The 8,488-nt window shown below is 55.8% G+C and carries 6 protein-coding genes, 1 tRNA gene and 1 pseudogene; 7 read left to right on the top strand and 1 reads right to left on the bottom strand.

The window, feature by feature from the left end; translation table 11 throughout:
- The first annotated feature begins 226 nt into the window (after nt 1-226).
- From EXE46_RS16895 to EXE46_RS17270, 7 genes are all read left to right on the top strand, one after another.
- Nucleotides 227-309, top strand: a tRNA-Leu gene (locus EXE46_RS16895).
- A gap of 42 nt (nt 310-351) precedes the next feature.
- Nucleotides 352-1,371, top strand: coding sequence for a site-specific integrase (locus tag EXE46_RS15655; protein WP_137689275.1), 1,020 nt, complete (start codon nt 352-354; stop codon nt 1,369-1,371).
- Between the two features lie 381 nt (nt 1,372-1,752).
- The gene (locus EXE46_RS15650) at nt 1,753-2,454 is read left to right on the top strand and encodes a hypothetical protein (protein WP_137689274.1); all 702 of its coding nucleotides are present in this window, start codon (nt 1,753-1,755) and stop codon (nt 2,452-2,454) included.
- A gap of 720 nt (nt 2,455-3,174) precedes the next feature.
- On the top strand, nt 3,175-3,456 hold the full coding sequence (locus EXE46_RS15645) for a hypothetical protein (protein WP_137689273.1): 282 nt from the start codon (nt 3,175-3,177) through the stop codon (nt 3,454-3,456).
- 1 nt (nt 3,457) lies between these two features.
- Nucleotides 3,458-7,330, top strand: a complete 3,873-nt coding sequence (locus EXE46_RS15640; RefSeq protein WP_137689272.1) for a phage/plasmid primase, P4 family — start codon at nt 3,458-3,460, stop codon at nt 7,328-7,330.
- Between the two features lies 1 nt (nt 7,331).
- Nucleotides 7,332-7,760 (top strand): hypothetical protein, encoded by a 429-nt coding sequence (locus EXE46_RS15635; protein WP_137689271.1) that lies wholly within the window; start codon nt 7,332-7,334, stop codon nt 7,758-7,760.
- 456 nt (nt 7,761-8,216) lie between these two features.
- Entirely contained in the window at nt 8,217-8,375 is a 159-nt protein-coding gene (locus EXE46_RS17270; RefSeq protein WP_199234196.1) for a hypothetical protein, read from the top strand.
- 8 nt (nt 8,376-8,383) lie between these two features.
- Here the strand turns inward: EXE46_RS17270 and EXE46_RS15630 are convergent.
- A pseudogene (locus EXE46_RS15630) lies at nt 8,384-8,488 on the bottom strand (IS5/IS1182 family transposase); the annotation flags it as partial.

Below are 8,488 nucleotides of genomic sequence, written 5' to 3'. Positions count from 1 at the left end.
CGCGTCAGATCTTGAAACGTATCGAGAACTGGTCTGTTCGATCTTTCACGACTACGCCGATCGGATAAGCTTCGCAAAGTCATGGATTGATCGCTTCTTATCTATTCAAAAGTTATGACTATCACTACAGGCGACCGCTCGTCGGCACGCGCCACCGCATTTATGAATCGCGTCGCCGCTATCGGTTCGTCAGGTTCTTGACTCGGTTCCGCCTACGCAGGTTTGCGCGCGGGTTGCCGAGCCAGGCCAAAGGCGTAGCGCTTAGGACGCTCGCATAAATGTCCTGACATAATCGATTCATCCCGCGCACACAATCGCGCTCCCCTCTTGTGGTTTTGCTTGTGTACGACTATGACCGCGAGCAAACACGAACGCTACACCATCGACGTCGAAGGGGGGCGAACCCTCAACTTAGTACCGAGTGAGAACGCCGAACAGCTCAACGAACAGCAGCTAGTCGATTATGGTGAGCTCCGCCAGAGGTTTGTCAAATGGCTCAGGACACGGGCGAAGGACCCCGAGCGGATGGAGGGATACTCAGACTATACTGTGTACGAGACCGCTTACAAATGCGCTCGATTTGATCGATGGGTATGGAGCTCCGAGGGGCGATATACACACCCGCCAACGACCGAGCACGCAGATCAGTACATCGACGACGTCGTCGTTTATCGTGATGTGTCGAATGCAACCAAAGGGAAGACCGAGGAGGCGCTCGCGCGATACTACCGGTGGTTGTCAAACACGACACACATCGACGAGTGGGAGCACGACCAGCGTTTCCGGAGTGGTGGGGACGATGCTCCGAGAGACTACTTAACGAGGCGAGAGCGACGCCTAGTGCGCGAGCAGGCGCTCGATGACGGTGGATGGAAGGTACCAGCGATCGTGTGCGTTAGCCTCGATGCGGCGCTCCGACCAGTGGAGGTTGGCCGCGCGACGACCGACTGGTGCGATATTGTCAACTCGATGCTCAGGATTCCCAAAGAAGATTCGAGTAAAAATAAAGACAACTGGCGCACGGCGCTGACGACACGATCGGCGACAGTGCTAGATCACTGGCTCGATGAACGCGCGGAACTCGAAAAGTACGACGACACCGATGCGCTCTGGCTATCGCGTGAAGGGACGACGTACGGCAGCCGGTCTCTCGCGCGCTTACTCAGCCGACTCTGCGAGCAGGCGGGCATCGAGTCGCGTGGAAGAAGTCTGACTTGGTATAGCCTGAGGCACAGCACGGGCACCTATCTAACACACGAGCGAGACCTCGCAGCGACCAAAGCCCAGCTGCGTCACAAGAGCGCTCAGACCACCCTCAAATATGACAATGTACCCCCGGAGCAGAGAAGAGAAATTCTCGATGATATCTGAGTGAACCGAGAGGGCGTCGCACACACGATCGTGTCGAAGGGAATTCCGGAAACGCCCCCTCTCGTATTTAGTTGTAGTCACGGCACACACGGTCGTGTGTGAGCGATAGCTCTTGCACCCCCAACAGTCGCACTCCCATCGAAGCCAAACGGCGCTTGAGCATCCCGGGTAAATCCCGCTCAGACCAACACACACTTTGGGACGAGATCGTGTATAAATACCGCAGCAGAAACCCCAATCGAGCGACGCAGAACGCTCTAAAAAACTTAAGAATCCCTCAGCTACACTGCCATAATTTTCGGTTTTTCGTAGCAGTTTTTGACGCGGTGGCGTCGGGTTTTTGCAATAGTTTTTACCCGCATATGAGCAGTCTAATACGCGATGAAAGAAAAAATAATCTGGGTCAACGGACTCAACGAGGAGGCAATCGAGGAGCAGTATAGCACGTGCGAGCAGTACCTCTGCGAGACGACCGATCTCGGATTTGGGGACGATGTCGCGGGATGGGTCGCCGAAGGGTCGCGCTACACCGCGCGAGCGGAACTCAATAACAGAGACCCAGACCGTCTCCCAGACGTCTCTATATTGATCCGGAGGCCGACCGTCGAGCTTCCCGACGACGAGCCAGGCTTCTTCAAGCACGTCCGCGACGTCATGCGCGGCGATAGCGAGCGAGAGGTTATCGTCGCCGACCCCGCGTCAATCAGTGGCGGCATCATACACGACATCACCGAGTCGGGGGCGACCGTCACGATCGCCGACATCAGAGTATCGTTTCATACCGGCGCGACCCTAGACGACATCAAGCGCACGCTAACCATCCACCGCGACGCCCTGACGACCGATGACGGGGCTGAGATCATCGAGGAGCAGTGGAGCGGCGGACGCCCGCCGCTCGGGACACGTGTCGATGCGGGGCGGCTCGTGAAGGCCGACAATTACGACGACGTCCGTGTTCAGTTGCAAATGGTCGCTGCGGGCGACAAGACAGCGACCGCGGCAGCCGATGAACTAGGGTGCGCTCGGGGAACGATAATCAACGCAGGCGAGCGAGCCGCGATGTACCAGCTCCCCCAGCAGTAGACGGGAGCTCCTTTCTTGTCAATCCCACGACGACGCGACACGATCGTGTATGGTGCGGGCGATGTTATCACAGTTGGCGACGAGACGGCAACCGCACAACAACCGCAAAAATCAGCGGGGACCGCACTGGCTTCAACAACAGCACAGCACCAGCACTTTATTTCGATAAAACTCCGGTTTATTCCGAACACTACCACACCGACTTTCTTGAAATAAATGCTCGATGTGGTAGAGATCTCTACATACAGAACGTCTAACCCTTACAAACAGTACCCTACCACAGCGAAAGCCATATAGAGAATATTCAGAATTTGCGGATTGAAAATGGGTGTTTCATAACCAGGGTGTAGTGGTTCGCATATGCTGTGGTCGGTGTGGTAGAGCACCGATATCGTACCGTTGACTATCTTAACACACGGTTCTGTTACCACATCGACCGGTTTGAGGGGGTGTTTTGCGGTGTTGTCGGTGGAAGGCCTGTGCGGTCCCCGACAGCATCTGCTGTAGTTGTAGTTGCCACACGGAGTTTTATAAATATTCGATCAGGTGATCGAATCTAGCGTCACTTTTGTCGAACATTGACCGATTGTTGACGAGGTTTTATACGTGTAGCATAGATAGTACGAGATAAGCGCTTCAGAGGGCATTCGGCCAATCTTGTCGTAAAAGACGAGGGGTCGACGCGGTGTGACGCGCCGCCCTTTGAGGTGTGAGCACCCCATGAGAAACTACGGTACTAACGCTGATAAAACGGATGGCTTCGCTCTGAAGCCAGTACGAGTTGTAACGCGCGACAACCGGGAAATCGAAGCGGTACACCACGTTGTGAACAGCGGCGAGCAGACGCTCGGGCTGTATATTGCCGAGCGAGAGGGCGGCATCGACCTCAAGGTCCCCCTCTCGAATGTAGCTGTAATTGCGAAGAGCGCAGCTGGCGCTCGTGCAATTGGCGATATAGAGAGCGCAGAGAACAACGAATTAGCGGCAGACGGAGGTATCTGATATGACACGAGTATCTAACGACGACGAGCGGGACGCTAGTAGCGAGCAGATGAACATCGGCGACTTTGAAGAGCAGTTGGTGACGGACGGCGGCGAACCTATCGACGACACCGACAGCGAGGAGGCGCGTGCCCGCGTTCGACGTCTTGGAGACGGTTCGAACGGCAAGGACCACTACGATCGTGTGAGCGCGGACGGCGACGACGCCGACCGAGAGCTCGTGACGGATGGCGGTCGGGAGCCCCACGAAGTGATCTACTGTAACTACTGCGAGGGTGGTATGAGCGTGCCACTTGGCGACATCCCCGACGACCCGATGTGCCGCTCGTGTAAGAGGGCACGCAAACCGAAGCCGTCCCCGAGCGAGGTTAGTCGTGAATTTGACGAAGCATCCGTCTCTGAGGGGGATCGAGTACTGTACGACGGGGATGAGTACCTCTTCGCGGCCAAGGGGCCGTGGACGTACGCGCATCTCACAAAAATCGGGCATGCCCCGGACTGCGTGACCAAAAGCGGTCCAAACACAACAATCGACAAGCTCTCACCAGTCGATGACCCCGACGCTCTGCGAGAGCGGTACGAGGATTATGAGCCCGCCGACACGAACGACGGGAAAGAACTTGTCACGGACGGCGGCGAGCCTGTCGTGCCGGATGATAACGAGGCTGTGGATACAGATGAGGTACACAGCAACTTCGAAGAAGCCGATGTCAGCGGCTCTGAGCATCCCAGTACCTCAGACGACGACAACACACACAATCGTGACGGTGAAGACGGTGAAGATAGCGATGACGGTGATGTTGTCAATGACGGCAGGCCCGCGGACGACGCGGACGACGCGGACGATGACGGAGATTGGGACGTGGGAGGCATGGATTTGTCCTTCCCACCTGAGAGCGACGACGACACACACGATCGTGTTGAGTACGCGGAGCATCCCCCGGCGGACCTGCCGGGTGCCGGGGATGACTCTCCCGCGGCCACGGACGTCGATTTGTCTATCGACAAGGGCGTCGACCCCGACGACGTATCGACGCCGAGACCCGTTGTACGTACGGTGAAGGCACGTTCGCTGTCATACGACAAGACGCCCGACACTGTCCGATATCGGGTGTTCGACGGATGCGGAGACGACGAGTGTGACGTCGGCGACAGCGACGGGGTCGGGCGCGATGAACTCGATTACCGCCACGATGTCGCCCCACGGAAGCGCGCTGTGGATGCGTCTGATTTGATGTCTCAGGACGATATTGATGAGTTCAACGAGAGTTTAGACGACAAATCCGACGGCGACACCGAGGGTGTGGAAATTACTCGGACAACATTGTATGGTGTTGTCGTGAAACGGATATCCGAAACCGGCGAATTCGGCAATATGACCGGGTTGATGGTCCGGATAGCGGACGAGACGGGTGTCATCGACTGTGAGATAAATCCGAACATGCCGCAACTCGATGAATTCGAGCAAAATGACGAGATCGTGGTCACGAACGTCGAGCGCGCGAGCGACGACTCGGCGACGATGACCACGACCGCCGACAGTCAAGTTGTCAATGTTGGCGAGGGTGTTTTCGACACGGTCACGCGAGGACTTGAGGAGGAGACCCAGTTGGCGCGTTCGGATGAGATATTCCAAGAGTCGTCGAATAAGACCGAGGCAAGTTCGCGGATAGCAGATATAATCTGCGATGAGTGGACAGTAGAGCTCCCGCGCGGCAGCGATAAGCTCATGATGTACATCGATGACGAGGATGCAGCCGACTATGGCCTGTTCAAGCCCGGTGAGACGTATTTGGAAGAGATAATCGACGACAACCTCCCTGCGACAGAGTGTGGCCCGCAGCGGATATCTATCATCCTATCGATGGTCAAACACCGGTCATACGTCGAAGAAGACGCGTTTTGGACCGGTGCGCCGGATGTAGTCGCGCGAAAAAAGTCTGTGGCCTGTGAGAACGGTGTGATAGACCTGCGAACGGGCGAACTGCACGAACACGGGCCTGAGTGGCGCGCGACGGAGAAAATCCCAATCGAGTACCACCCAGAAGACTACGATGGTCTCGGGGAGGGGCTTGATTGGTTCATCGATGATGTCACCGAAGACGCCGCAGACCGCGAGACACTGTTGTATTCGGTCGCTCACATGCTACATCGGTCGTATCCCGTAGAAGCCATATTTATGCTGATCGGGCCGGGTGCAAATGGAAAAACTGTGTGGAACACAGTGCTGCAGCGACTCATCGGGTCGGACAACACCGGCCAGATATCCATGCGCCAACTCACCGATCCGGATGAGTCGTTCGGGACGAAACCTTTGCTCAACAACCACCTCGCAGTAGACGACGACGCGACAGACGTGTCCGCGACGTCGATGGAGCTGATGAAGAAGCACAGTGGGAGCCGTGAGGGGAGCATCAACATCAAGAACGAGAAGGTTGATGGATATCTAAATTACGCGACAATGGTGTTGTTGTCAAACGACCCGCCCGTGTTGATGGACGACTCTGACGGTGCGACTCGCCGGATGTTCCCGGTCGTGATGCCCCACAAGTACACCAACGACCCGAACGACGAGCACAAAAATCGCATCGATAGAGACGAGGTACTCAACGAAATCGCCTCGAAAGATGAACTCCGCGGCCTCCTCGTTGAGGCAGTGGACTATGCACAACGCATGCACCGCGACGGCAGCATGGAAGTCGGTCGTTCCGAGGAGGACCGCGAAGAGATATACGAGTCGTACAGTGATGCAATGGTCAGATTTTGGGAGGAGTGTTCCGCGCCAGAGGAGGGCGCTCGCGTGCCCAAGAGCGTGATCTACGAGATTTATGTGAATTGGTGCGAGCGGAACAACAAAACCCCGAAGAGCCCAGGTGGTTCGAACGGCTTTTGGCCGCTCTCGAAGCGCTCGCACGCACGATCGTTCAAGACGGGTGCTTGGATGGGCGATGAGCGGGCAATCGAGCACGTAACCTTATCGGAGAAGGCGCTTGAGTACGCTCCTGAGTGGGTACTGACCGATTGGGGCGACGACATTACAGCGACTGAGTCGCCGGCCTCGCGTGAGCACGAGAAGATCCGTAAAATCGCAGACCTTAGCGGTGGTCACCGGTCAACGATAGGCAAAGTCATCGACACCAATGACCACAGAACGCAGTCAGGACACGCGGTGAAAATCACCATTGAGGACAACACGGACATGATCGAAGTCACAGACTATATCGACGGCACGGAACATGAGTCTGTGTTTGACGGTGTGAGCGAGGGAGACCAGGTGAAGATACTCCGTGGGAGTGTGAAACAGCAATACGGGAAGCCTGAGATGACTATTACAGGCGCGACTGAGGTGCGAGTCGCACCGCGTGGCGAGTTTGATTTCGAGGAGATGGACGACCTGCAGAGCGGAACTGAACGACTGAGTGTCACGGAAGTCGTCATCGACGCGCTCGACGACGGCGAGGGAGCCTCGAAGAAGGCTGTCATGGACCGCCTGACCGGGCGCTTTGGACTTGACCCACGTACGGCAGTGGATAAAATCAAGTCGCTCTTAGCTACCCGGCGCGCGGTCGATCCGGGGGACGGGCGACTCAGGCTTATCTCAGACAGTCGGGTGGTATACGAGTCACTTGACACGGAACGTGACAGTGGTCGCACCTCGCAGCACGATCGTGTGAGCACGGTCAAATCTGTCATCGAGCGCGTCGATGACGGCGACGGTGCGAGTGAACTTTCGGTCATCGGCGAACTCGCCGGTGAACACGGCATGGCCCCAGAGACCGCCGAGGACCAGATTGCGTCAATGAAGTCGTCAGGCAAGCTCGAAGCGCCAGCGGACGGCAAGCTCCGACTTGTCAACCCGAAGGAGGGGGCCTGAGATGACACGAACAGAGACGATTCCCATGGCGTTGAAGTGTAAAATAAACTGGTGCGTGAGCGATATCGAGCAAATTCCCGGGCCGAACGCGGAACCGTGGCGTTGGAGTGATGTCTTCGTCGCGCGAGGCGGCGGGGTCGGTTACGCAGACCCGAGTATCGGCGTCAAACTCCGCGATGCGGGATTACTTGTCAAGCAATCGGACGGGCGATATCAGACATCGGAGAAGCTAAGCGTATTCATGGAAGAAGAGCACGGGGTGGACATGTCTCGCCCGGTCTTCGGATTGACAACAATGCCTGATCCGGTTCCCATCCCTGCCTCGCAGAGTCTATCGGAGACTCAGAAGCCTCACTACCAAGCTACAATCGAGGAGTACACTGGCACGCCTGCTAGCGGGACTCCTGGGCTCCGCAAGAATGAGGGTTGATATCGAAGTTATTGAAAAATACGTGCGATCTGATAATTTATCGAGGAGATAGTCAGGAACGACAGGCCGGTGGTTATACACAAACTCCGAGAAAGAATCAATACTCCGCTCTTATCCACGTGCCGTGTGTAGAGATGCTAAATACAGAGAACTCCTTGAGTTTGAGGTGATATTGGCGGGTGAACAGCACCCATATATTAGAGAAGACGGGGCGCAGTAGGAGCTTGGGGCATTCGATGACACACACGATCGCGGGTGCCAGTACGCTCTTTCGGAGGCAATTGTGGATACAGCTACCCGTTGCGTGGCCCCATTGTCTCTGGGTAATATAATTGTGAAATCACACGTTCTCAACCCATTCAATATACACGGAATCGCAAGACAGCTCCTTATGACAATGCGCTACATGAGGGCGTTGGGCTAAAATATAAATGGCAGCCACTTACAGTTGATACGATGACTACTCTCTCTGATGACGAAGTCACAATTTCAAGTGACAAGATTGAACAAATTCGGGAGCGCGTACTGAAAGCAGAAAAAGAGAAGCTCCACTTAGATTTGCCACGCGGAATCAATGATGAAATTGAGCAAATAATTATAGAGAGCGTGTCATAGAATCCATCTCATAGCTTCTCACAGCCCGGTAGGTTTCCGCGCTCGTAGTTGGTGATGGCAATAACGAGCCGTAGGCACAGCGCAACGAACACTTCTGTTCGTGCGTGGACGCG

Origin of the sequence: Halorubrum sp. GN11_10-6_MGM (assembly GCF_005435165.1) — an archaeon.
Taxonomy (GTDB): Archaea; Halobacteriota; Halobacteria; order Halobacteriales; family Haloferacaceae; genus Halorubrum.
The sequence above is the reverse complement of the archived record's forward strand: the minus strand, read 5'-3'. Positions and strand labels throughout refer to the sequence as shown.